Source organism: Bradyrhizobium sp. USDA 4501, from assembly GCF_054062115.1.
The window spans coordinates 6,704,541-6,727,174 of record NZ_JBSSEX010000001.1; the positions used below are offsets into that span (position 1 = coordinate 6,704,541).

The window sequence follows — 22,634 nt, forward strand, 5'->3', positions numbered from 1 at the left end:
CAAGGAAACGGACGCATGTCGGACGCGGCTGCGACACTCACGCAGGACCGGCAGAAGCTGGAAATGACGGCGCTCTCGGCGCCGGCCGTGATCTTTACGGTCGCGATGATCGCGTTTCCGGTCGTCTATACGATCTGGCTCGGCTTCCAGACATTCTCCTCGACCGGCAAGCAGTCCTTTGCGGGCCTCGCCAATTATTCAAAGCTGATCTCCGACTACGAGTTTTGGCACGGACTCTGGATCACCATAGCGCTCTATGTGCTATCGTTGGTGCTCCAACTCGTCTTCGGCGTGTGGCTGGCTCTGGTGTTGTTTCACGCCAGGCGCCTGCCGGGAATCGTGCGCTCGCTGTTCATCTCCCCGTTCATGATGCCGCCAGTGGTGGCGGGCATGATGTGGCTGGTGATCCTCGATCCTTCGCTGGGCGCGGCCAATTACATCCTCCAGTCGTTCGGCCTGCCGCCGTCGGACTGGCTGGCGTCGCCGACCTGGGTTATCCCGACCGTCGCTCTGATCGACAGCTGGCAGTGGACGCCTTACGTCGCCTTGATCGTGTTGGGCGGCCTGCAATCCCTGCCGCCGAGCGTCTACGAGGCCGCGCAGATCGACGGGGCATCGCCGTTCAAGACCTTCCAGCGCATCACTTTGCCGCTGCTCTTGCCGACCATCGTCACCGCGGCCATCCTGCGCAGCGTCGATCTCCTGCGTTTCTTCGACATCATCTACATCACGACCCAGGGCGGCCCCGGCAACGCCTCGAACACGCTCAACATCTACGGCTTCCGGGTCGGCTTCGAATTCTTCAACATCGGTTACGCCAGCGCCCTGATGCTGACGCTCACGGCGATCGTGTTCGGCGCCGTGCTCGCCTTCAACCGCCTGCGCGGCGCCGTGGCGTGGTGATGTCATGACGGATGCCGCCAACACCGACCGCTGGATCCGCTGGCTCAACACCGTGCAGCTCGTGCTCGCCGGCGTGCTCATCATGGCGCCGACGGTCTGGATGGTGTTGTCCTCGTTCAAGCCGTCGTTCGAGGTCACCGCCTATCCACCGACGCTGATCTTCACGCCGACGCTCGACAATTATTTCGAGCTGACCAAGACCACGCCGTTCCTCAGCTATGCGCTCAACAGCCTCATCGTCACCGTCGGCTCGACGGCGCTCGGCTTACTGTTCGGCATCCCCGCCGCTTTCGCCGTCTCCTGGACACGGATCTCATGGCCCGCGATTTTGACGCTCGCGGCGCGCATGGCGCCGGGCACGCTGTTCCTGCTGCCGTGGTACGTCATGTTCCGGCAGGTCGGGATGATCGGCTCCTACACGGCGCTGATCCTGAGCCACGCGGTCATCACACTGCCGATCGTGATCTGGGTGCTGCTGCCATCCTTCGACGGCATCCCGCGCAGCGTCTTCGAGGCGGCGCAGGTCGACGGATGCAGCGTCACGCGCATCCTCTGGCGCATCGCGCTGCCGCTGGTGGCGTCCGGCGTCGCCGTCTCGGCGATCCTCGCCTTCGTCTTCTCATGGAACTACTTCCTGTTTGCGCTGGTGCTGTCCAACGGCGACACCAAGACGCTGATCGCGGCGGCCTTCAACTTCATCGGCGAAGGCTCGACGCAATGGGGCGCTCTCATGGCCGCGGCGACGCTGATCGCACTGCCGCCGCTGGTGCTGGCTGCCCTGGTTCAGCGCTGGCTGGTGTCCGGACTGACGCTCGGTGCGGTGAAAGGCTAGGTATCTGATGAACGTGTCACCCCGTCCGAATTCGATCATGCAGGCCGCGGTCTTCCACGGCGGCGACCGCATCACCATCGAGCGCGTGGCAATGCCTGACGCCGGCACAGGTGAAGTGCTCGTGCGCGTTTCGCGCACCGCGCTGTGCGGTTCTGACTTCAAGCTCTGGCACAAGGGCGCAGAGTTCACCGCCGGCCATGAGATTTTCGGCGTGGTCGAGCAGCCGGGTCACCGGCTACATGGTCGCCGCTGTGCCGTCTATATTCCACTCCACTGCGACCATTGCGCGGCCTGCAAGCGCGGCGATACCCAGATGTGCCTGGAGGTCTCCAGCCTGATCGGCTGGAACCGGCCGGGCGGCTACGCCGAATACGTGCCGGTGCCGGAAAATTGCCTGCTGCCGGTGCCCGATGACATCGAGGACAGCCTTGCGCCGCTCTTGCTCGACACCATCGGCACGTCGGGCCACGCCGTGCGTTTCGTCAGCCGCGTGGTGACGCCCGGTGAGGCCGGACCTGTTCTTGTCATGGGCGCCGGGCCGGTCGGCCTCGGCGTCGTGCTGGCGCTCCGTGCGTTCGGCTACAACGACATCTACGTTGCCGACCCCAATGCGACGCGGTTGAAGATCGCGCAATCCTTCGGCGCGAAGGCGTATCCCGTGGGCGACACCTCGAAGCGCTTTGCTCTCATCATGGAATGCTCCGGCGCGCATGCGGCGCGCAATCTCGGCATCGAGCTTGTCCTGCCGCGCGGCGCGCTGGTGCTGGTCGGCGAGAACGCCGCGCCCTGGACCATCGAGGAGGGCAAGGTGTTCCGCCGCAAGGACTTCTACATGATCCGGACCTTCTACTTTCCGGTCTCGGATTTCGAGCCGAACATCGAGCTGCTGCGCAAGTTCAAGGACGAATACCGCGTCCTCGTCGACGGCGAGTTCGGCCTGTCGGCCCTGCCTGAGAATTTCGCCCGCTTTGCCAGGGGCGAGCTGATCAAGCCGGTACTGGCGCTGGATTAAGCGATCATGGCCTCGATCTCGATCCGCAACCTCGTCAAGCGCTACGGCAGTTTCACTGTGATCCCCGATCTCAATCTGGAGATCGCGGACCATGAATTCGTCGTCTTCGTGGGGCCGTCCGGCTGTGGCAAGTCGACCCTGCTGCGAATCATTGCGGGTCTCGAGCCGATCACGTCGGGTGACCTCTACATCGGCGACAAGCGCGTCAACGGCGTGCAAGCTGCACAGCGCGACATCGCGATGGTGTTCCAGGACTACGCGCTCTATCCGCACATGCGCGTCTACGACAATATGTCGTTCGCATTGGAGTTGCGGGGAACGCCGAAGGCGGAGATCGATGCGCGCGTGAAGCGTGCCGCCGCGCTCCTGCACATCGAGCCCTATCTCGACCGCAAGCCGAAGGAGCTCTCCGGCGGACAGCGCCAGCGCGTCGCCATGGGCCGTGCGATTGTGCGCAATCCCAAGGCGTTCCTGTTCGACGAGCCGTTGTCCAACCTCGACGCAAAACTGCGCGGACAGGTGCGGGCCGAGATCAAGGCGCTATCGCAGGAGCTCAAGACCACCATGGTTTTCGTGACCCATGACCAGATCGAGGCCATGACGATGGCTGACCGGATCGTGGTGCTCCAGAACGGGACGATCCAGCAATACGACACGCCGGAGACGGTCTACGAGCGGCCGGCCAACCAGTTCGTCGCCGGCTTCATCGGCTCGCCCGCCATGAACTTCTTCCCGGTCGAATGGCGTGAGGAGCGCGCGATCCTTTCGCAAGGCGCAACGGCGGTGCCGCTGGACGGTGAGGCCGCAAGCCGTCTGCAGCAGGCGGGAAATGCCGTGCTCGGCATCCGTCCTGAACATTTTGCCGTCACGACCGATGCGGCAGACGGCATCGCCATCAACGTCAAGCTGGTCGAGCCGCTCGGCTCGGATACCCTGATCCATTTCGATCTCGCCGGCGTCTCCGCGATCGCAAGGGTCGATCCAGCGCTGCGACCAAAGCTCGGCGATCGCCTCAGTTTGCGGCCGCAGCCGGGCAAGACGCATTTGTTCGATGCAGCGAACGGGCAGGTTTTGCGGTGAGCGCGTCGGCGAACATAGCAGCTCTTTCGGCGCTCGCAGACGTGGCGTCCGAGGCCAGGCCTGTCCAGGTGATCTGCCTTGGGCTATCCGCGCTCGATCAGGTCTGGCGCGTCGATCGGCTCTTTGCGGGCAACAGCGAGAAGATAAAGTCCATCGACTACGGTACCCTTGGCGGCGGAATGGCCGCCAATGCCGCGGTCGCGGTCGCACGGCTCGGTGCCTCCGTCGCGTTCTGGGGGCGGGCAGGGGACGATGCCGCCGGGCACGAGATGCGGTCGGCTTTTGCGGCCGAAGGCGTCGACGTCGAGAATTTCCGGCTGTTCCCTGATGGCCGCTCATCGGTCTCGGGGATCATCGTCGACAGTTCGGGCGAGCGGCAGATCGTGAACTTCCGTGGTCTCTTTCCGGAAGCGGCCGATTGGCTTCCGCTTGAAGCCGTCGCTCGCGCATCCTCGGTGCTGGCGGATCCGCGCTGGGTGGAGGGTGCTGCGACGCTGTTTCGCGAGGCGCGTGCGCGCGGCATTCCGACGGTGCTCGACGGCGATATGGCTGATGCCGAGGTATTCGAGCGACTGCTGCCCCTGACCGACCACGCGATCTTTTCCGAGCCTGCGCTCGCTTCTTTCGCCGGATCTGCCAAAGACGAATCTCTCGCAGCACTGGCGCGGCTGGGCTGCAGTGTCATCGCCGTCACGCGCGGCGAGGGTGGCGTCAGTTGGTACGAGAATGGCCAGCTGCACCGGCGCGCCGCCTATGCCGTCGATGTCGTCGATACCACCGGCGCCGGCGACGTCTTCCATGGCGCCTATGCCCTTGCGATCGGCGTCGGCCTCGATGTGCGCAACGCCATGGCGTTTTCTGCAGCCACGGCCGCGATGAAATGTCGCCACGCCGGTGGCCGCAACGGAATCCCCACCATCAACGACTGTCTTGCATTCATGAGGACGAAGCCATGAGAACGATTGGAAAGAACCGCGGGCTGGGCCGCCTTGCTGACGCGGAAGGCCACTTTCGCATGGTCGCGCTGGATCAGCGGCCGCCGCTGTTCGATGCCATTGCGAAGGCGAAGGGAATCACGCGGGATCAGGTCGAATATTCCGACGTCACGGCGGCCAAGCGGCTCCTCGTGGAGAACCTCGCACCGCATTGCAGCTCGATGTTGTTCGACCCGAATTTTGCCGTGCCCGCAGCGATCGATCTGTTGCCGCCGCGCTGCGGCCTGATCATGACGCTGGAGGAGCATCGCGTCGAGGAGACCGCGGGCGGTCGCAAGTCGCGCGCGATCGCCAACTGGAGTGTGGAGAAAATTCGCGCCATGGGCGGCGACGCCGTCAAGGTGCTGGCCTGGTATCGGCCGGATGCGGACGCCGCGGTCAACGAGCATCAGAAGCGCTTCGTGCGCGAGATTGGCGAGGAGTGCGCCCGCCACGACGTTCCCTATGTTCTTGAACTGCTGGTCTATCCGTTCCTTGGCAGCGCCAATCACACCGCCGATTATGTGGAATCGCCCGGCAAGCTGCCGAGCCTCGTCATCGATAGCGTGCGCGAGTTTGCCAAGCCCGAATACGGCGTCGATCTCCTGAAGCTTGAGAGTCCCCTCGCGGCCAACAGCCTGCCGGCCCGTGACGGCAGCGCCGAAGCCAAGGCCGCGCAGAAGGAATTCGATGCAATCGGCGATATCTGCCGCGAGCGGAGCATTCCCTGGGTCCTGCTGTCGGGCGGCGCCGCGCCGGAAAAATTCGAACGCGTCCTCGACTTCGCCTATGCCGCGGGCGCGGGCGGTTTCCTGGCCGGTCGCACCATCTGGCTCGATGCCGTCCTGAAGAATTTCCCGGACCTTGGGGCGGTTTCGGCGAGCCTGCGCAAGGACGGCCTCGGCGTGCTTGAGCGGCTCAACAAGCTGACGACGGCCAAGGGCACGCCGTGGAAGGCGCGCTTTCCGGTATTCACTGACATCAAGCAGGAGGGTGACTTCGCGCGCGCCTATTGAAACGGTGACGGCTCCACGTGTCTTGGTGGGCCCGGCAGGACTCGAACCTGCAACCAGACCGTTGTGAGCGGCGGAGCAAGATCAGCTTCGTTGATCAAGCTGCACCATGCTTGAGTTCGATGGCGTTCGTCGCGCTTTGGTGAGGTCGTTTTCTGGCGCGAAACCGGTGCGGTTCGCGGCAATGGCGGATTTCGGCCGAAGCTGAGGCTGCTCGCGCGCCCAATCGCTTTGTTGAACGTTCAGTAAAGTCGCATACTAAACATGCTGGCTGCGGCTGACCTTCCGGCTTCCCTGTTATCGGGACGGACCGAATTGCGTCCTCCGGACCAGATCGGCAATCGTTGTTCGCCGCATTCGCTGCAATTATGGGGAAATTTGCTGCATTGCAAACGTCGACGCTTGCGCGTGCGAGCGTCGGGAATATTTTCGCCAAGGTCGCGAGAACCGGCTTGACGGGCCAAAAAATTTAGTACTACGTTTAGTAATACAAAAACTAAACATCGCGCATCGAGCGCCGATGTGCAGGAGGAGCCCAAGCCATGCCGGAGCCGTCTCCGGCAGCGGTCCGTCTCGTCCTTCACTCATCGCTCCTCAAACTCGGTTTCAGGGTCTTGGCGTCGCTCCGGCAGGGCGCGCTGAGCGGGTTGGACGCTTCAACGAGAGAGGAAACGGATATGCGGACATTCAATTGGCTGAGAAGCTCAGCGGCCACCACGGTTCTCGGGGCGGCGCTGCTGGGGATATTTGGCGGAGGCGAAGCTGCGGCCCAGGGTAAGCAGCTCACGCTGTGCTGGGCGGCATGGGATCCGGCCAACGCGCTGGTCGAACTCGGCAAGGATTTCACCAAGCAATCCGGCATCGAGATGAAGTACGAGTTTGTCCCCTGGACGAGCTACGCGGATCGCTTCCTCAACGAGCTCAACTCCCACGGCAAGCTCTGCGACCTGATCATCGGCGACAGCCAGTGGATCGGCGGCGCCGCCGAGAACAAGTGGTACGTCAAGCTCAACGATTTCTTCGACAAAGAGCACATCTCGATGGACGACTTCGTCCCGGCGACCGTTGTCGGTTATTCGCAGTGGCCGAAGAATTCGGCGAACTACTGGGCGCTGCCGGCGATGGCCGACGCCGTGGGCTGGACCTATCGCAAGGACTGGTTCTCGCGGCCCGACATTCAGTCGGCTTTCAAGGCCAAGTACGGTCGTGATCTGGCGCCGCCGAAAACCTATGACGAGTTGAAGCAGATCGCGGAGTTCTTCCAGGGCCGCGAGATCGACGGCAAGAAGGTCTACGGCGCCTACATCTTCACCGAGCGCGGCTCCGAAGGCATCACGATGGGCGTGACCAACGTCCTCTACAATTACGGCTTCAGCTACGACAATCCGAAGAAGCCGTACCAGATGCAGGGCATCGTCAATTCCGCCGAGGCGGCCAAGGGGCTCGAATTCTACAAGGAGCTCTACAAGTGCTGCACCGCGCCGGGCATGACCAACGCCTACATGCAGGAAGGGCTCGATGCCTTCAAGTCGGGCCAGGTGGCGATGCAGATGAACTGGTTCGCCTTCTTCCCCGGCCTCTACAAGGATCCGAATGTGGGCGGCGACAAGATCGGCTTCTTCGTCAATCCGGCTGGCCCGAACGGGCACTTCACCCAGCTCGGCGGACAAGGCATCTCGGTGGTTGCGACCTCCGACCGCAAGGACGACGCGCTCGCCTATATCAAGTGGTTCGCGCAGCCCGCCGTGCAGCAAAAATGGTGGCAGATCGGCGGCTACTCGGCGCTCAAGGCGGTGGTCGACGCGCCGGACTTCCCGAAGAGCGCGGCGTTCGCGCCGCAATTCCTGGAGTCGATGGGTATCGTCAAGGACTTCTGGGCCGAGCCGTCCTACGCCCAGCTGCTGCTTGATATGCAGAAGCGGGTGCACGACTACGTCGTCGCCGACAAGGGCACGGCGCAGCAGGCGCTCGATCTCCTGGTCAAGGACTGGACCAAGGTGTTCAAGGAACAGGGCAAGCAAGTCGCCTCGCAATAGCCCGAACGCCGCGTCCCAACTGAACTGGCTTCCCCGAGGTCAGCCTCGGGGAAGACGAACCAGCCGATGGACAAGATGACGACGATCCTGCAACCCGACCATGCTACGATCCCGGGCGTGAGCGAGCCCGCCAAATCCCGCGCCGTGCGCCGCGGCCATGGTCTGTCCGACCGGACCATCGCGTGGCTGTTCGTCGCGCCGACGATTGCGCTGCTGCTCGCGATCAACATCTTTCCGCTGGTCTGGATGATCCGGCTGTCCTTCACCAGCCTCAACCTCAGCATGTCCTATCTGCCGCTGCGGTTTGTCGGGCTCGACAATTTCAGCGACATACTCAACGACGAGGACGTCTGGTTCCGGCTCCAGACCACCGCGCAATTCGTGATCTGCTCGGTCGCCTTGCAGGTCGTGGTCGGCTTTGGGCTCGCGCTTCTGATCAACCGTCAGTTCCGCGGCCACAGCTTTTGGACCACGATCATCCTGCTGCCGATGATGCTGTCGCCGGCGGTTGTCGGTAATTTCTGGACGCTGCTGCTGCAGCCGCAGATCGGCCCGTTCAACTATCTGATCAGCTTGTTCACCGGTGTGCCGCCGAGCTCTTTCAGCATGACAGGGCAAGTCGCGCTCGCGCCATGGACCATCGTGCTCGTCGACACCTGGATGTGGGCGCCGTACGTGATGCTGATCTGTCTCGCCGGGCTGCGCTCGATCCCGGATTATATCTATGAGGCGGCCGAAGTCGATCGTGCCTCGGCCTGGCGGCAGTTCTGGTCGATCACGCTGCCGATGACGGTGCCGTTCCTGATGCTGGCGGTGCTGTTTCGCGCGATCGAGAACTTCAAGATGTTCGACATGGTCAACCTGCTGACCTCGGGAGGGCCGGGGTCGACCACCGAGCTCGTATCGATCACGCTGAAGCGTGCGGCATTCGAGAAGTGGCGCACCGGCTATTCGTCCGCGCTCGCCATCATCCTGTTCGTGACCGTGTTCGGGGCCGCCAACATCTACGTCAAAGCGCTCAACAAGGTGAAGCAACGATGACCGCTGCCGTAGCCAAATCGGTCCTGGCCAGATCCAGCGCACACTCGATCGTCGAGGCCTCGCCGCGCACCAAGGCATTCGCTGGTGCTCTCGTCATCCTCTATGCGTTGATCACGATCCTGCCGCTGGTCTGGATCGTCGCCACCGCCTTCAAGTCGCAAAGCGATGCCATCGCCTATCCGCCCAAGGTGATCTTCGAGCCGACGCTCGAAGGTTATGTCAACCTGTTCACGGTGCGCACCCGCCAGACACCTGATTTCATCGCCAAGTTGCCGCCCCCGGAGACCTGGTATGACAAGCTGGTCCGCAAGCATGACATGGTCATTGCCGGACCGTCCAAAGTCGTCCCGCGCTTCGTCAACTCGCTCATCATCGGGTTCGGTTCGACCTTCCTCGCCGTCTTCCTCGGTACGCTCGCGGCCTACGCCTTCTCGCGCTTCCGCATTCCGCTGGCGGACGATCTCCTGTTCTTCATTTTGTCGACGCGGATGATGCCGCCGGTCGCGGTCGCGATCCCGATCTATCTGATGTACCGGCAGCTCAACCTGACCGACACCAGGCTCGGAATGATCCTGCTCTATACCGCCGTGAACGTCTCGCTCGCGGTCTGGCTGCTCAAGGGGTTCATCGACGAGATCCCACGCGAGTACGAGGAGGCGGCCCTCGTCGACGGCTACACGCGACTGCAGGCGCTGCGCAAGGTGGTGCTGCCGCAGGCCGTCACCGGAATTGCGGCGACCGCGATCTTCTGCCTGATCTTCTCCTGGAATGAATACGCCTTCGCGGTTCTGCTGACCAGCGGCGAGGCGCAGACCATGCCGCCCTTCATCCCTTTCATCATCGGTGAGGGCGGGCAGGACTGGCCGGCGGTTGCCGCCGCGACCACGCTGTTCGTCGTCCCGATCGTCATGTTCACCGTGCTGCTCCGCAAGCATCTGTTGCGCGGCATCACCTTCGGAGCGGTGCGCAAATGAGCGGTTCAGCTGTTGTTAAGGAGGCCAAGGGAACCAAGGGGACATTGCACCGCTTCTTCAGCCGCGGGCGCTGGGAGGCCGTTGCGATGACCCTGATCGGGGGCGGCATCTTCATGCTGGTGCAGCCCTTCTCGATCGATCTCTACAGCTATTCATTCGTGACGATTCTGGCCGGCACGGTAGGCTTCGTCGTCGTCAGCCACTTTCCGGAATAGGGACATGGCTCAGATCCGCATCGAAAATCTTCGCAAGTCGTTCGATCAGTTCACCGCGGTGGAAGGGTCGACCTTCACCATCGACGACGGCACTTTCTTCGCGTTGCTCGGCCCTTCCGGCTGCGGCAAGACCACCACCTTACGCATGATTGCTGGCCTCGAGCTGCCGACCGAGGGCAAGATCCTGCTCGACGGGGAGGACGTCACGTTCCACCGCGCCGCCGCCCGCGATATTGCGTTCGTGTTCCAGCTGTTCGCGCTCTATCCGCATATGAATGTCGGGCAGAATATCGGCTTCCCGCTGAAGTGCCAGGGCATGGCGCGGCACGAGATTCGCGAGCGGGTGCAGGAGACCGCGCGGATGCTGCGGATCGAGCATCTGCTGTCGAGCAAGACATCAAAGCTCTCGGGCGGCGACCGCCAGCGTGTCGCGCTCGGGCGAGCCATGGTGCGGCGCCCGAAGGCCTTCCTGATGGACGAGCCGCTGGGCGCGCTCGACGCCGAGTTTCGTCATCTGATGTGCGGCGAGCTGCGCGATTTGCACGATCGCATCAAGGCGACCACGGTCTATGTCACCCACGACCAGCTCGAAGCGATGTCGATGGCCGACCAGATTGCGATCATGAACAAGGGGCGCGTGGAACAGATCGGCACGCCGCAGGAGGTCTACGACCGGCCCGCCAGCATGTTCGTGGCCGACTTCATCGGCTCGCCTCCGATGAACTTCCTGCGCTTCGAGGGCGGCCTGCGATCTGGTGACCGGGCGATCAATTTTCACGACACCAGGCTCGTGGTGCCCGAGATCCGCGAGGACCGCCCCAGCGCTGCGCTGGCCCTCGGGATTCGTCCAGAACATATTCGATTCACCGACGCCGGATCCGTTCGCGGCGAGGTGTTCGGCGCGGAATATCTCGGCACGACGCAGATCGTCACGATCGACACGGCCTCTGGACGGGTCGCGGCGCGGCTGCCGTCGAGCGCCTCGGTGCAGATCGGAGAGACCGTCGGCCTCGAATTCAACTCCGGTCGGCTCTCATTGTTCGATGCCGGCAGCGGCCTTGCAATCAGGACCGCCGGCGAGGAGGGGGGGCGCCATGGTTGACGTCAGCTTACGCAACATCAGCAAGCGCTTCGGCGCGGTGGAGGCAGTGCGCGACCTCTCGCTGACCGTGAACGACGGTGAGTTCCTCGTCCTGCTCGGGCCGAGCGGTGCCGGCAAGACCACGACGCTGCGGCTGATCACCGGGCTCGAGAGCCCCGACGCCGGTTCGGTCATGATCGGCGGGCGCGATGTGACGCATGATCCGCCGGGTTCACGGGACATCGCATTCGTGTTCCAGCAATATTCGCTGTATCCGCATCTGTCGGTCTATGACAACCTCGCATTCCCGCTGCGCTCTCCGGCACGGCGCGTGCCGGAGCCGCTGATCCGGAAGCGTGTCGAGCAGACCGCGGAGCTCCTGCACATCGCCAGCAAGCTGAATAATCGTGCCACCCGCCTGTCGGGAGGTGAGATGCAGCGGGTCGCGATCGGCCGTGCGCTGGTGCGCGATCCCTCGATCTATCTGATGGACGAGCCGCTGTCGTCGCTGGATGCAAAGCTCCGCGCCGAGCTTCGCCTCGAGCTGAAGCGGATCCAGCTCGAGCTCGGCGCGACCATCCTTTATGTGACCCACGACCAGGTCGAAGCCATGACGATGGCGTCAAGGATCGGCGTGATCAAGGACGGCCGGCTGCTTCAGCTCGGCACGCCGAGGGAGGTCTACGAAAATCCATCCAGCAGCTACGTCGCGTCGCGGCTCGGGACGCCCCAGATCAATTTCCTGCCCGCACGGCTGCTGTCCGATGTGGCGATACCGCCGGAAACGGAGACGGTCGGCATCCGCACCGAGCACCTTCAGATCGCCGCGCGCAACGGCGGGCAGATGGTCGGTCGGGTGCATCGCGTCGAGCATCTCGGCGAGCAGAATCACGTTCACCTCGACTATAAGGGCGAAACGCTGGTGACGCTGGCGGATCCGCACCAACCGCTGCGGGCCGGCCAGGAGGTTGAATTGCAACTGGTGCGTCCGCTGTGTTTCGACCGGGCGGGGCAACGCATCGGCGCGATGGTCCAATAGGGGAGCGAGAGGTTCAGATAGATGTCTGTGCAACCGGAGACATTCAAGTCGCTGCTCAAGGCGGCCGCCGAGCAGGTCATCGCCAGCGCGCCGGAGCTCACGAGCCTGGACCAGGCGATCGGCGACGGCGACCACGGGACCAACATGAAGCGCGGCTTCGAAGCCGTGCTCGGCAAGCTCGATGCCATCTCGGCGCAGCCGCTCAACGAGGCATTCAAGGCGATTGGCAAGACCCTTGTCATGACGGTCGGCGGCGCCTCCGGCCCGCTTTATGGCAGTTTCTTTCTCGCCGCGGGCGAGGCGCTGTCGCAAGACAAACACCTGCCCGACGATCTCGCCGACGTGTTCGGTAGCGGAGTGGACGCGGTGAGCGCGCGCGGCCGCTCGCAGGCCGGCGAGAAGACGATGCTCGATGTGCTCGTTCCGGTGCTGGAGACACTGAAAGCGGGCGCCGGCCAGCCCGATCTGATCGAGCGGGTGCGCATCACCGCGGCTGAAGCGGTTGAGCGCACAGTGCCGATGCAAGCCACCAAGGGCCGGGCGTCGTTCCTCGGTGCGCGCAGCGTCGGTCATGTCGATCCGGGGGCACGATCGAGCTGCGTTCTGCTGCACGCTGTGTGCGCTGGCCTGGAGGCGCGGCAATGACCGATACCGTAGGGATCGTGATCGTCTCGCATTCCCGGGATATCGCCAAGGGAACCGCGGACATGGTGCGGCAGATGGTCGGCAGCGAGGTCAAGGTCGCCTTCTGCGGCGGCAATCCCGATGGTGGTCTCGGCACCAGCGTGCCGCTGATCATCGACGCCATCAACGATGCCTGGTCATCAAAAGGCGTTGCTGTGCTTGTCGACCTCGGCGGCGCCGAGACGAACAGCGAAATGGCGGTCGAAATGCTGGAGCCGGCGCGGCGTGATCTCGTTGTCGTCTGCAACGCCCCGATCGTCGAGGGCGCCGTCATGGCGGCGACCGAAGCTGCGGGCGGCAGCTCGCTGGCCCAGGTCAGGGCCGTGGCCGAGGAACTCTCTGCCGACTGAGCCGGCGGGGAAGCGATGATGGATGATGAGCATGCTTGATAAAGCGGACGAACAGATCTTCACCGGCAGTGTGCGGTTGGTGCATGCGGTTGGCATGCACGCGCGCCCCGCGGTCAAGCTGACCAAGCTCGCCAAGAAGTTCCAGGCTCAGATCTCGGTGCGGGTCGCGGGCGCGCCTGAATGGATCAATGCCAAGAGCGTGGCCAAGATCATGGCAATGCGCGCGGCACATGGCAGCACGATCGAGATCAAGGCCTCCGGTAGCGATGCCGAGGCCGCGGTCGCGACGCTGGTCGATCTGATCGCAAGCGATTTTCCGGATGGAGCACCATAGCATGCAGGGCGGCGCTGCAGGTCTGGCCTACCGCGGCAGGACCGCCTCGATCGGCTTTGCCCATGGCCCGTTTGTCCGTGTCGATGCGGGCGCGGCCGGCGAGCGCGTGGCCGGCACACTGGTCGAGGAGGCGCTGGCCTTGCGCAATGCGATCGACGTCGCGAGTGGCCAGATCGCGGATCTTGCCGCCAGCGCCGGCGGCGAAGCTGCGCAGATTCTCGAATTCCAGGTTGCGCTGCTGGAGGATGAGGATTTGATCGAGGCGATCTTCGCGTCGATCGGCGAGGGACGTCCGGCCGATGTCGCATGGCGTTCGACGCTCGACGCGCACATCGCCGACTACAATTCCGCACCGGACGACTATCTGAAAGCGCGTTCCTCCGATCTTGCGGATTTGCGCGACCGCGTGGTCCACATTCTGCGCGGCGACCAGGGGCAGCCGCTGAAGATCCCGAGCGGGGGCGTGGTCTGCGCCGACGATCTGCCGCCATCGCGATTCCTCGAGATTGACTGGTCCGGCGGCGGCGGCCTGGCGCTGTTGCGCGGCAGCCCGACCAGCCATGTCGCGATGCTGGCGCGCGCGCGCGGCATCCCGATGGTGGTGCAGCTCGGTTCAATTCCAGACATCGGCACCATGGCGTTGCTCGACGGCGAAGGCGCGATGCTGGAACTCGATCCCAATGCCGAACAGGTCCGTACTTTCGAGAAGCGGCGCGACAGCCATCTCAAGAGCAGGGCATCCGCGCGCGCAATCCTGCGGCGGCCGACAGCCTCCTGGCGCGGCGAGCGGATCAAGCTCTTCATCAATATCCAGCGCGTCGAGGATCTCGAGCATGCCGACGCGCAATATGCCGACGGCATCGGCCTGATGCGCACCGAGTTCCTGCTGACGGAGCGCGGTGGCCTGCCCGACGAAGAGACACAGTTTCAGGCTTACGATGCGGTGTTGCGTTGGGCAGACCGGCGACCGGTCACCATTCGCACGTTTGACGCGGGCGGCGACAAGCCGGTGCCGGGCTTCACGGTGGACGGCGAAGCCAATCCGTTCCTCGGGGTGCGCGGCCTGCGCCTGTGCCTCGCCCGGCCCGAGATCTTTGCGGTTCAGCTCCGCGCGCTGGCGCGGGCCGCGGTGCGCGGCAATCTCAAGGTCATGTTCCCGATGGTCACCTCGGCGGACGAGCTCGAGGCGGGACGGAAGCTGTTCGCCGATGCCGTGCAGCGCTTGCAGGCGGACGGCATTGCCGCAATGCTTCCCGATCTGGGAATCATGGTTGAAGTCCCGGCGGCGGCCCTTGCGGTATCTAGCTTCAAGGCCGCCTTCTTCTCGATCGGCTCGAACGATCTCGCGCAATATGTCCTGGCCTGCGATCGTTCCAACGGAGCTCTCGCCCCCTTGATGGACCCTCTGCATCCCGCAGTGCTCGAACTGATCGCGCGGACCGCGGAGCACGGCCGCCGCGCCGGCATCAGTGTCAGCCTCTGCGGCGACATGGCCGGTGATCAGCGCTGCCTGCCCGCCTTGCTGAATTGCGGACTGCGCGAATTGTCCGTGAACGCCTCGGCGCTGGCGCAGATCAAGCACACCATTGACCGGCTGAGCAGCGGAGGCAGCGTTGGCTGACACGGCGGCCGATGAAGCGCCCGAAGCGGGCGCGGTTGCGGTCTACAAGCGCATCTTCAAGGAAGTCCTTGAGAGCCGCCCGTCCGGCATGCGGCTTCGACTGGCCCATGCCATGGGCAAGAACCGCAGCTTCGTCAGCCAGATCAGCAATCCCGCATATCCGGTGCCGATCCCGGTGCAGCATCTCAACACGATCTTCGATGTCTGCCACTTCCCGCCACAGGCGAAGGCAGCCTTCCTTCGCGCCTATGCGCGCGCACATCCGCGCCGCGTCGGCCGGTTGAGCGAAGGCTCGCACGAGCGGACGCTGACGCTGCATCTGCCGGACCTCGGCAGCACCAAGCGCAACGCCGAGCTTGACACGCTGCTCCAGGAGTTCACGCGGCGACTGATTGACATCATGCGGGAAAAATAGGCGAGAAACGCCAAACGGACCAAGCGGGGAGGACACCATGAAGAAGTTCATCAATTCGGTCGACAACGTGCTCGGCGAAAGCCTCGACGGTTTCGCGGCCGCGCACGCCGATCTGGTTGTGCTGGGCGCCGAGCGCAAATTCGTCCGCCGCCGCGAGCTGAACTCGAAGAAAGTTGCGCTGGTCTCGGGCGGCGGCAGCGGGCACGAGCCGCTGCATGCGGGCTTCGTCGGTTACGGCATGCTGGATGCCGCCTGTCCCGGCCAGGTGTTCACTTCGCCGACGCCGGACCAGATCGTCGAGGCCGCACAGGCGGTCGCGGGCGATGCCGGCGTCCTGTTCATCGTCAAGAACTATGCCGGCGACCGCATGAACTTCGAGATGGCAGCCGAGATCGCCGAGGGTCGCATCGCCACCATCGTGACCGATGACGATGTCGCGGTCGAGAAGTCGACCTACAGCGCCGGGCGGCGCGGCGTCGCCGGCACCCTGATCGTCGAGAAGATCGTCGGCGCCGCGGCCGAGAAGGGCGCCGATCTTAAGACCTGCGTGGCGCTCGGCGAGCGCATCAACGCACAGACGCGCTCGATGGGCGTTGCGCTGACCAGCTGCACCGTCCCGGCTGCGGGCACGCCGACCTTTGCACTTGCCGAAGACGAGATGGAGATGGGAGTCGGCATTCACGGCGAGCCTGGCCGCCGCCGCGTCAAGCTCGCAGAGGCCGATGCGATCGCATCGGAGATGACGGCAGCGATCGCCGGCGATCTCGCGGCGCCCGCGGGCTCCGAGGCCCTGCTGCTCGTCAACGGCTTCGGCGGCACGCCGACGATCGAGCTCTATCTGATGTACAACGCGACGCGCCGGATGCTCGAGGAGCGGGGCCTGCGCATCGCCCGTTCGCTGGTTGGCAGCTATGTCACATCGCTGGACATGGCGGGTTGCTCGCTCACCGTAAGCCTGCTCGACAGCGAGACCACCGGGCTCTGGGATCATCCCGTGCGTACGGCCGCATTGAAATGGTGACTGCTGTGGTGGGCGGCCGCTGATTTTCAGATTGCGCCCCGATCGACGATGGGCCGGGGTCTCAGGCATGCACCGGAAGTCTGCCGGTTCACCCTCCCTGAAACTTGCCGTGTCCTTCGGGCGCGGCATCTTTTTTGCGTGGAGGAGACAAGGGCTTCGGCGATCGTGAGTGCCAAGCCATTGATTTATTGCTGGGCCCGGCAGGACTCGAACCTGCAACCATGAACGGGCATAGCGGTTCGGTTGTGAATTCGCTCCTGGATGCTTGCTCCACAATTCGCCTGATGCGGAGCATTTGGACTGTTCGGACAGCGTTAAGAGGCAGCAGAACCGAGTGAAGGATGAGGATTGGATACAAGCCGTCGAAGAACGCATATGCGATGAACGCGACATTGCTCAAGATGGCCGTGATCCTGAGCTGGAGCATCGTCTTCATGCAAAACGTGGCGAAGACGAGAAGAGATGCGAGATAGCCGGCGGCTTCAACCCAGGATTTCGAGCCGCAGAGCAAGACGTCTGAGCAGCGCATTTCCGCGTCCTTCTATGAACTTGACCCTGAAGAGCGCGACGAGCCCTGCACATGTGGCTCAACGGGCTTGGATACCGAAGCAAGCGCAAAATCAGATGCTGATCGGCTAGAAGAATCCGGCACTAAGATCCAGCCCATAAGTCATCGACAGCAGCCACACCAAGAGGGCGGCTCCACAGAACAACGCGGTCTCCTTGAGGACGTTTGCCTGCAATGACGATGCGGGGAATACCCGGACAAAAGCGTTAGCAATCGCAGCAGCTGCAGCGGCGCGCATGATGATCTCCAGGAGTTGGTTAATGACTGGGCGTCAGCGAGCATCGTGCTTCACGCACGAGCCCGCGATTCGGCTCTCGGCGACGGGGGCTTCTTCGATCTCCCAGAATGCCCAGACAAAGCAGGGCCAAAGGCAAACCGAAATCAGCATGAGCAAAGATGCCCGATCGTGAACGGTCTGGATCCACAATTTCCAATGCAAATGAAATCTCGGCTCCAGGCAAATGGTGCGCCAACAGCGCCTCGATCAGGGAATGTTGATCGCCGGCAGCGGGCCAGTGGGGCGGATCAACGCTTTAGCAGGTTGCTCCTGCGTGAAGGCCGCGAGTGCAATCAAAACGGCGCATAATAGGGCGATGAAAAAGCCGAGACGCCACCGCCGCTGCGTCCGGTCGTCGTCGGGCGTGTCAAGCCGGCGCGCGCCCGTTGCTGTGCGCATCGTTAATCTCCGAATATCGTGACGGTGAGAAGGCCAGTCTTCCCAACACCCGCACTGAATATCTCGCCAGTTGATGCGTCTGGGAACTACCTAGAAAGGTGGTCCGGTGTCTCCTATGCTCGAAGGTCGGTGATCTGCGCACTCGTTTCGGGGGGGGGGGACATGTATCTATCCACGGATTCCACCAATCCGCAGAATCAAGATGTCTATGCACTCTGGGATCGGCTGGCCGAGTTTTCCGTCGGCGACGGCGACGCCGCACTGACACATCTGCTAGCCGCACTGCGTACCATGTTGTCGGCACGCAATGTGCTATGGGGTGTGGTCGTGCGATTGCCGTCGCCGAAGCGGGCCGATCCCTTGCTCGGTTGGCGTCCGCGCCTCGTCCGGGTGCTGGACCCGATACCGGCGGTGGCAGCATCCGTGCAGAAGCAGTTCGATACGCTCTGGTCCCGCGACGTCGACCTGTCTCAGATCCTTTCCATGTCGGGAGATGAGCCGTTCCGGGTCCGCCTGCTGTTCGAAGCGCTGCCGCCGGAATGGTTCGAGGGCGAGCACTATCGGCGGCACTATCTGGACGTCGGATTCGCCGACAGCATCTCCGTGCGCATTGCGCTCAACGACGACGTGAGGATTCGCCTGTTCGTATTTCGCGATGCGGAGGCCCCTCGCTTCTCGGCACAGGACGGCCAGCGTCTGGGCTTCGTGATGCGCGGGTTGAGATGGTTTCACCGTCAGCAACTGCTCAGCCACGGCCTGCTCATCGCCAATGCACCCCTGACACCTGCTGAACGCAGGGTGTTGCTCGCACTGCTCGACGGGCACACGGAAAAGCAGATCGCGCAGAGGCTTGACCAAAGTCCGAACACCACGCATTTCCACGTCAAGTCGATCTACGCCAAGTTCGGCGTGCGTAATCGCTCGGCGCTCACCGCGCTGTGGCTCGGCAAGCTGCGATAACGAACTTACAGTTGATTTGCTGGTGGGCCCGGCAGGACTCGAACCTGCAACCAGACCGTTATGAGCGGCCGGCTCTAACCATTGAGCTACAGGCCCCGCCGCCTTGCGGGCCGTGGGGCGCGGCCGGCAACGGTGCGGGCTCCGTTTACAGGCTGGCTGCGGTTTCGGCAATGCCGCCCCCGCGTCCCTGCCATCGCCGCCGGGCAGCCACGTCTCGCGGCTGGCATGCTGGAACAGCGGCCGGCAGCCATCCTGCCTGGCCCTCCGTCTTTCTGGCGACCGGCGCCCTAATCCACTGAGACGCCTGCAAACTCGACGACTTTGCGCCATTTCTCGGTCTCGTCGGCCACCAGCTTGCCGAATTCGGCCGGGGCCATCGGCTTCGGGATGCCGCCGACCTCGGCGAGGCGCGCCACGAGCTTGGGGTCCTTCAGCGCTTCGCCGACCGCCTTGTTGAGCGCATCGACGATCTCGGGCGGGGTGCCCTTCGGCGCCGAGATGCCGTAGAAGCCGACCGCCTCGAATCCCGGCACGGTCTCGGCGATCGCCGGCACGTCGGGCACGCTCGCCCAGCGTTTCGGCGAGGTGACGCCGAGCGCGCGGACGTTGCCGCCGCGGGCCTGCTCCAGCGCCGACGGCAGATTGTCGAAGATCAGCTGCACCTTGTTGGAGATGATGTCGGGGAAGGCGATCGCGGATCCCCGATACGGCACATGCAGCATGTCGCACTTGGTCATCGCCTTGAACAACTCGGCCGACATGTGCACCGAGGTGCCGTTGCCCGAAGAGGCATAGGAGATCTTGCCCGGATTGGCCTTGCAGTAGTCGATGAACTCCTGGACGGTCTTCACCGGCATCGCGTTCGAGACCACCAGCATGTTGGTGAGCTGCATGATGCTCGCGACCGGGCTGGTATCGCGCAGGAAGTCGAACGGCAGCTTCTTGTAGAGCGAGGTCGAGATCGCATTGTTGGGCGCGACGAACAACAGCGTATAGCCGTCAGCCGGCGAGTTGATAGCGGCCGCGGCGGCGATGTTGCCGCCCGATCCGGTGCGATTCTCGACGATGAATTGCTGGCCGAAATGATCCGACAGCCACTGGCTCATGATGCGGGCGACGATGTCGACCGGACCGCCGGCGGCAAACCCGATCACCCAGCGCACCGGGCGGTTCGGATAGTCGGATGCGGATGAGGGGGCAATCGAGGCGAGGCAGCAAATCAAACCAAGCAAGGCGACACGCGCGAACTGGATCATCGTCTCTCCCGTCATTTTCTTGTGACTGTTGCCGGCATGGTTTCACAAAACGCTGGCTTTGCCTACGACGTCGCCCGTGCGACGATAGTCGGGTTCGTGTGGAATGCTTGAGGCTCGGGATGAAATTCGCTGTTATGATGTGCGCCGGCGCGCTGCTGCTCGCGGACGGGGCGGCGGCGCAAGAGGGGAGCAAGACCATTTCCAAGACCACGATCAGTTTCGCCACGGCGACGCCGGGTGGCGGCTTTCCGCTCTATGGCAATGCCTTCGCCGAGGTGATGAATGCGGCCGACCCGACGCTGTCGATCGAGCCGCGCAACACCAAGGGCTCCAATGAGAACATCCCGCTGCTCGAGGCCGGCAACGTCGATATCGCGACCGTGGCGGGCGAGCCGTCCTATGAAGCCTTCATGGGCATCGGCCGGCCGAAGGCCACGAAGCTGAAGATCCTCACCGCGATGTATTCGAGCCCGGGCATGTTCGTGGTGCGCGCGGACAGTCCCTACAAGACTATCCAGGACCTGGTCGGCCAGCCCGTCGCGTTCGGCGCCAAGGGCTCCGGCCTGCCGATCCTGTCGCGCTACATCCTCGACGGCATCGGGCTGAAGCAGGACGAGGACTTCAAGTCGATCTATCTCGATCGCGCCGGCGACGGGCCCGCGATGGTTGAGGATGGCCGCGCCGCCGCACTGTGGGGCGCCGGCATCGGCTGGCCCGGCTTCACCAAGATGGCCGAGAGCGCCACCGGCGCGCGCTTCATCGCGCCGACCGCGGACGAGATCGCCCGCATCCGCGCCAAGCACACGTTCCTCAAGCCGCTGACGATCCCCGCCGGCAGCTATCCGAAGCAGACCGCGGCAATCTCTTCGGTCGGCTCCTGGAGCTACATCCTGGTGCGCGAGACCTTGCCCGACGACGTCGCCTACCGGCTGGCGAAAACGCTGCACGGCATCGAAGCGACCTTCTGCACGAAGCTCGCCCAGGCGTGCGAGACCACGGCGGCGAACACGCTCGCCGCCGCGCCTGATATCAACCTGATCCACCCCGGCGTGCTCAGATATTTCCGCGAGATCGGGGCGGCGAAATGACTTCTGCATGGACGCGCTATCGCGTCTATGCAGAGGTCATTCCGGGGCGCGCGAAGCGCGAACCCGGAATCTCGAGATTCCGGGTTCGATGCTGACGCATCGCCCCGGAATGACGACCTTCGGTCGTCATTTCTTCGCCATCGCGCAGGCCGGGTCCGGCGGGCCGAACGCGTCCTCGCCCGAGATCTTGGCCAGGATCTTGTAATAGTCCCACGGATATTTCGACTCGGCCGGGGTCTTGACCTGCACCAGCCAGAGGTCGTGCACCATCAGATTGTCCTCGCGCAGCTTGCCGTTGCGGGCGAAGAAGTCCTCGACCGGCTTCTCGCGCATCTTGGCCGCGACCTTGAGCGGATCGTCGGTGCCGGCATCCTTGATCGCGTTCAGATAGGCGGTCACGGAGGAGTAGACGCCGGCCTGCCACATCGTCGGCATCCGGTTCATCTTGGCGAAATAGCGCTTCGACCACTCGCGGGTCTTGTCGTCCATGTCCCAGTAGAACGAGGTGGTCAGCAGCAGGCCCTGCGCGGCCGACAGCCCGATCGAGTGGATGTCGGTGATCAGCGCCAGCAGCGCCGCCATCTGCTGCCCGCCGGCGAAGACGCCGAACTCGGCGGCGGTCTTGATCTCGTTGGTGTTGTTGGGCGGTCCGCCGGCAATGCCGATGATCTTGGCCTTCGAGGCCTGCGCCTGCAGGATGAAGGACGACAGATCGGGCGTCGCAAACGGCGGCCGCACCGCGCCGAGCACCTTGCCGCCGTTCTTGGTCACGATCGCGGAGGCGTCCTTCTCCAGCGAGTGACCGAACGCATAATCGTCGGTGATGAAGAACCAGCTGTCGCCGCCGCGCTTCACCACCTCCTGCGCGGTGCCGACCGCGAGCGCCCTGGTGTCGAATACCCACTGTATCGCGTAGGGCGAGCAGAACTTGCCGTGGAAATCGGTCGCGCCGGTCGAATGCGTGATGAAAAGCTTCTTCTTCTCGTTGGCCATGTTCTGCACCGCGAGCCCGACCGCCGAGACCGGCACGTCGACGATGAGGTCGACCTGATCGACGTCATACCAGCGTCGCGCGATGGTCGCGCCGATATCCGGCTTGAGCTGGTGATCGCCGACGATCACCGAGATTGGCTTGCCGAGCACCTTGCCGCCGAAATCGTCGACGGCCATCTGCGCGGCGGTGACCGAGCCCTGGCCGGTCGGCGTCGAGGCGGGGCCGTTCATGTCGGTCAGCACGCCGATCTTGACGATGTCGTCGGATACCTGCGCCGATACGCTCGGGGAGGCCAGCAGCGTGGCTGCGAGCGTCCCGAACATGGCTAATCTGGTGGCCTTCATTCTGTCTCCCTCCTGAATTGGCGCATTGGCCATTATTGGTTGTGCCGGGCCTTCGGCGACCCGGTCATATTGGTTTCTTTTGCAACTATATTGGGGACCGCGTCAACGCGCCATCGGTCTAAT

25 protein-coding genes and 1 tRNA gene are annotated in these 22,634 nt (G+C 63.7%); 21 read left to right on the plus strand and 5 right to left on the minus strand.

The genetic code is table 11. From position 1 onward, the window contains the following. Window positions 1-15: 15 nt before the first annotated feature. The 19 genes from ACVWZM_RS30855 (at window position 16) to ACVWZM_RS30945 (ending at window position 17,145) form a co-directional block, all read left to right on the plus strand. Window positions 16-903 carry a carbohydrate ABC transporter permease gene (locus ACVWZM_RS30855; RefSeq protein ID WP_076823847.1) on the plus strand — a complete coding sequence of 296 codons (888 nt, stop codon included), beginning with the start codon at window positions 16-18 and terminating at the stop codon, window positions 901-903. A 4-nt stretch (window positions 904-907) separates the two neighbouring features. Beyond that, window positions 908-1,735 (plus strand): carbohydrate ABC transporter permease, encoded by an 828-nt coding sequence (locus tag ACVWZM_RS30860; protein ID WP_076823849.1) that lies wholly within the window; start codon window positions 908-910, stop codon window positions 1,733-1,735. A 7-nt stretch (window positions 1,736-1,742) separates the two neighbouring features. Beyond that, complete coding sequence (locus ACVWZM_RS30865) at window positions 1,743-2,747, plus strand: zinc-dependent alcohol dehydrogenase family protein (RefSeq protein WP_076823852.1); 1,005 nt, start codon at window positions 1,743-1,745, stop codon at window positions 2,745-2,747. Between the two features lie 6 nt (window positions 2,748-2,753). Further along, window positions 2,754-3,827, plus strand: coding sequence for an ABC transporter ATP-binding protein (locus tag ACVWZM_RS30870; RefSeq protein ID WP_141339628.1), 1,074 nt, complete (start codon window positions 2,754-2,756; stop codon window positions 3,825-3,827). Between the two features lie 68 nt (window positions 3,828-3,895). Then, entirely contained in the window at window positions 3,896-4,783 is an 888-nt protein-coding gene (locus ACVWZM_RS30875; protein WP_456856797.1) for a sugar kinase, read from the plus strand. Further along, window positions 4,780-5,817 carry a tagatose 1,6-diphosphate aldolase gene (locus ACVWZM_RS30880; protein WP_076823861.1) on the plus strand — a complete coding sequence of 346 codons (1,038 nt, stop codon included), beginning with the start codon at window positions 4,780-4,782 and terminating at the stop codon, window positions 5,815-5,817. Before ACVWZM_RS30875 ends, ACVWZM_RS30880 begins: the two co-directional genes overlap by 4 nt. A 674-nt stretch (window positions 5,818-6,491) precedes the next feature. Further along, window positions 6,492-7,850, plus strand: coding sequence for an ABC transporter substrate-binding protein (locus tag ACVWZM_RS30885; RefSeq protein WP_028335636.1), 1,359 nt, complete (start codon window positions 6,492-6,494; stop codon window positions 7,848-7,850). Window positions 7,851-7,916: 66 nt separating this feature from the next. Continuing rightward, window positions 7,917-8,891 (plus strand): carbohydrate ABC transporter permease, encoded by a 975-nt coding sequence (locus tag ACVWZM_RS30890; protein ID WP_141339626.1) that lies wholly within the window; start codon window positions 7,917-7,919, stop codon window positions 8,889-8,891. Further along, window positions 8,888-9,865, plus strand: a complete 978-nt coding sequence (locus tag ACVWZM_RS30895) for a carbohydrate ABC transporter permease (protein WP_016843403.1) — start codon at window positions 8,888-8,890, stop codon at window positions 9,863-9,865. Before ACVWZM_RS30890 ends, ACVWZM_RS30895 begins: the two co-directional genes overlap by 4 nt. Further along, window positions 9,862-10,080 (plus strand): hypothetical protein, encoded by a 219-nt coding sequence (locus ACVWZM_RS30900; RefSeq protein ID WP_057021016.1) that lies wholly within the window; start codon window positions 9,862-9,864, stop codon window positions 10,078-10,080. The genes ACVWZM_RS30895 and ACVWZM_RS30900 overlap by 4 nt, the downstream gene beginning before the upstream one ends. Window positions 10,081-10,084: 4 nt before the next feature. Beyond that, entirely contained in the window at window positions 10,085-11,182 is a 1,098-nt protein-coding gene (locus ACVWZM_RS30905) for an ABC transporter ATP-binding protein (RefSeq protein WP_456855508.1), read from the plus strand. Further along, the gene (locus tag ACVWZM_RS30910) at window positions 11,175-12,200 is read left to right on the plus strand and encodes an ABC transporter ATP-binding protein (RefSeq protein WP_076823867.1); all 1,026 of its coding nucleotides are present in this window, start codon (window positions 11,175-11,177) and stop codon (window positions 12,198-12,200) included. The genes ACVWZM_RS30905 and ACVWZM_RS30910 overlap by 8 nt, the downstream gene beginning before the upstream one ends. 21 nt (window positions 12,201-12,221) lie before the next feature. Continuing rightward, entirely contained in the window at window positions 12,222-12,845 is a 624-nt protein-coding gene (gene dhaL / locus ACVWZM_RS30915; RefSeq protein ID WP_057021013.1) for a dihydroxyacetone kinase subunit DhaL, read from the plus strand. Further along, window positions 12,842-13,234: a dihydroxyacetone kinase phosphoryl donor subunit DhaM gene (gene dhaM / locus ACVWZM_RS30920; RefSeq protein WP_028163196.1), complete on the plus strand. Its 393-nt coding sequence runs from the start codon at window positions 12,842-12,844 to the stop codon at window positions 13,232-13,234. The genes dhaL and dhaM overlap by 4 nt, the downstream gene beginning before the upstream one ends. Before the next feature lie 31 nt (window positions 13,235-13,265). Beyond that, the gene (locus ACVWZM_RS30925; RefSeq protein ID WP_233475452.1) at window positions 13,266-13,568 is read left to right on the plus strand and encodes an HPr family phosphocarrier protein; all 303 of its coding nucleotides are present in this window, start codon (window positions 13,266-13,268) and stop codon (window positions 13,566-13,568) included. Window position 13,569: 1 nt separating this feature from the next. Next, window positions 13,570-15,189: a phosphoenolpyruvate--protein phosphotransferase gene (gene ptsP / locus ACVWZM_RS30930; RefSeq protein WP_076823870.1), complete on the plus strand. Its 1,620-nt coding sequence runs from the start codon at window positions 13,570-13,572 to the stop codon at window positions 15,187-15,189. Further along, the gene (locus ACVWZM_RS30935) at window positions 15,182-15,604 is read left to right on the plus strand and encodes a hypothetical protein (protein WP_057021010.1); all 423 of its coding nucleotides are present in this window, start codon (window positions 15,182-15,184) and stop codon (window positions 15,602-15,604) included. The genes ptsP and ACVWZM_RS30935 overlap by 8 nt, the downstream gene beginning before the upstream one ends. A gap of 37 nt (window positions 15,605-15,641) precedes the next feature. Then, window positions 15,642-16,625 carry a dihydroxyacetone kinase subunit DhaK gene (gene dhaK, locus ACVWZM_RS30940; protein WP_076823874.1) on the plus strand — a complete coding sequence of 328 codons (984 nt, stop codon included), beginning with the start codon at window positions 15,642-15,644 and terminating at the stop codon, window positions 16,623-16,625. Between the two features lie 334 nt (window positions 16,626-16,959). After that, entirely contained in the window at window positions 16,960-17,145 is a 186-nt protein-coding gene (locus ACVWZM_RS30945) for a hypothetical protein (protein ID WP_456855509.1), read from the plus strand. Window positions 17,146-17,260: 115 nt separating this feature from the next. Here ACVWZM_RS30945 and ACVWZM_RS30950 read toward each other — a convergent pair whose 3' ends face one another. Further along, on the minus strand, window positions 17,261-17,431 hold the full coding sequence (locus ACVWZM_RS30950; protein WP_244558641.1) for a hypothetical protein: 171 nt from the start codon (window positions 17,429-17,431) through the stop codon (window positions 17,261-17,263). Between the two features lie 246 nt (window positions 17,432-17,677). Next, a complete protein-coding gene (locus ACVWZM_RS30955; protein WP_076823877.1) occupies window positions 17,678-17,869 on the minus strand; it encodes a hypothetical protein in 192 nt (63 codons plus the stop codon). 162 nt (window positions 17,870-18,031) lie between these two features. On the opposite strand from ACVWZM_RS30955, the gene ACVWZM_RS30960 reads away from it, so the two are divergent. Next, window positions 18,032-18,829 carry a helix-turn-helix transcriptional regulator gene (locus ACVWZM_RS30960; protein ID WP_057021007.1) on the plus strand — a complete coding sequence of 266 codons (798 nt, stop codon included), beginning with the start codon at window positions 18,032-18,034 and terminating at the stop codon, window positions 18,827-18,829. A gap of 20 nt (window positions 18,830-18,849) precedes the next feature. On the opposite strand, the gene ACVWZM_RS30965 is transcribed toward ACVWZM_RS30960, so the two are convergent. Together ACVWZM_RS30965 and ACVWZM_RS30970 are read right to left on the minus strand one after the other, a co-directional pair. Then, window positions 18,850-18,925 (minus strand) — tRNA-Ile (locus tag ACVWZM_RS30965). A gap of 191 nt (window positions 18,926-19,116) precedes the next feature. Beyond that, entirely contained in the window at window positions 19,117-20,085 is a 969-nt protein-coding gene (locus ACVWZM_RS30970; RefSeq protein ID WP_456855510.1) for a Bug family tripartite tricarboxylate transporter substrate binding protein, read from the minus strand. A 119-nt stretch (window positions 20,086-20,204) separates the two neighbouring features. Between ACVWZM_RS30970 and ACVWZM_RS30975 the strand changes: the two genes are divergently transcribed. After that, window positions 20,205-21,173 (plus strand): TAXI family TRAP transporter solute-binding subunit, encoded by a 969-nt coding sequence (locus tag ACVWZM_RS30975; RefSeq protein WP_057014857.1) that lies wholly within the window; start codon window positions 20,205-20,207, stop codon window positions 21,171-21,173. Between the two features lie 126 nt (window positions 21,174-21,299). On the opposite strand, the gene ACVWZM_RS30980 is transcribed toward ACVWZM_RS30975, so the two are convergent. Then, window positions 21,300-22,511, minus strand: coding sequence for an ABC transporter substrate-binding protein (locus ACVWZM_RS30980; RefSeq protein ID WP_076823879.1), 1,212 nt, complete (start codon window positions 22,509-22,511; stop codon window positions 21,300-21,302). Between the last annotated feature and the right edge of the window lie 123 nt (window positions 22,512-22,634).